2 protein-coding genes are annotated in these 1,237 nt (G+C 74.1%); both read left to right on the top strand.

Features of this window, described 5'->3' with window-relative positions; translation table 11 throughout:
- On the top strand, positions 1-269 hold a 269-nt coding region (locus tag ACWCO3_RS34670; RefSeq protein WP_450014241.1), incomplete at its 5' end, for an iron chelate uptake ABC transporter family permease subunit.
- Positions 270-291: 22 nt separating this feature from the next.
- Positions 292-1,197 carry a siderophore-interacting protein gene (locus tag ACWCO3_RS34665; RefSeq protein ID WP_450014239.1) on the top strand — a complete coding sequence of 302 codons (906 nt, stop codon included), beginning with the start codon at positions 292-294 and terminating at the stop codon, positions 1,195-1,197.
- Positions 1,198-1,237: the final 40 nt, after the last annotated feature.

Below are 1,237 nucleotides of genomic sequence, written 5' to 3'. Positions count from 1 at the left end.
CCACAGCGGTCTCGGCCGTCGGGGTCATCGGCTTCGTCGGCCTGGTCGCCCCGCACGCCGCGCGGGCTCTGGTGGGCGGGCGGCACTCCCGGGTGCTTCCGGTGGCCGCCCTGCTCGGCGCGGCGCTGGTCAGCATCGCCGACACCCTCGGCCGGACGATCATCGCTCCGGCCCAGGTCCCCGCCGGCCTGGTCACCGCCATGATCGGCACCCCGTACTTCGTCTGGCTGCTGTGGCGCTCCCGCGCCATGACGAACAACCCCCGCTAGCTGCCGAGCCGAGAGAGGCACCATGACCGAGACCCTGCCCATCGCCCCCTGGCGCGTGTTCACCGTCACCGTCGCGGCGCTACGCCGACTCAGCCCGTCCTTCGTCCGGGTGACCTTCAGCGGCGTCGACCTCGACCGCTTCGCGGACAACGGGTACGACCAGCGGATCAAGCTGGTGCTGCCAATGCCCGGCCAACACGGGGTGAACCTCGCCGGTGGCGCGGACTGGTACGCGGCCTGGCGGGCTCTGCCCGAGCACCTGCGCAACCCGATTCGCACCTACACGGTGCGGGCGGTTCGGCCCCACCTGGCCGAGGTCGACGTCGACCTGGTGCTGCACGGCGATGGTGGTCCGGCGACGCGCTGGGCTCGGCGCGCGAGCGTCGGCGACGAGATCGCCCTCGTCGGTCCGGACGCGGGCTACGACGGCAGCCACGGCGGCATCGAGTTCCGGCCGTCGACCGGGAGCTGCCTGCTGCTGGCCGGGGACGAGACCGCCGTACCGGCGATCGCCAGCATCTGCGAGCGGCTCCCCCTCGACACCCGGGGCACGGTCCTGCTGGAGGTGCCCGACGCCGACGACGTGTTGTCGCTGATCACACCCCCCGGCATCGAGGTCCGCTGGCTTCCTCGGGGCCTCGACGCACACGGCAGCCGGCTGGTGCCCGCGGTCGCCGCCGCAGCGGAGGAACTGCTGCTCCCGGGCCCGTCCGGGACCGGGCAACCCGTCGCGGACCTGGACGTGGACACCGAGATTCTGTGGGAGGTCCCCGAGGAGGTGGCCGCGGCGCCCCTGTACGCGTGGTTGGCCGGGGAGGCCGGCGTGATCCGCACCCTGCGGCGGCACCTGGTCACCGAGCGAGGGCTGGACCGACGGGCTGTGGCCTTCATGGGTTACTGGCGTCTCGGGCACGCCGACCCCGCCTGACCGCCGCGAGCCGCGCCGCCGCCCCGGCAGCCACGCCGCC

The organism is Micromonospora sp. NPDC002411 (assembly GCF_053592955.1).
This window is presented reverse-complemented; position numbering and strand designations above follow the sequence as displayed.

Excerpts from the sequence above, each read along its gene's own strand:
- ACWCO3_RS34665 (WP_450014239.1), top strand. The coding sequence starts at position 292 with ATGACCGAGACCCTGCCCATCGCCCCCTGGCGCGTGTTCACCGTCACC.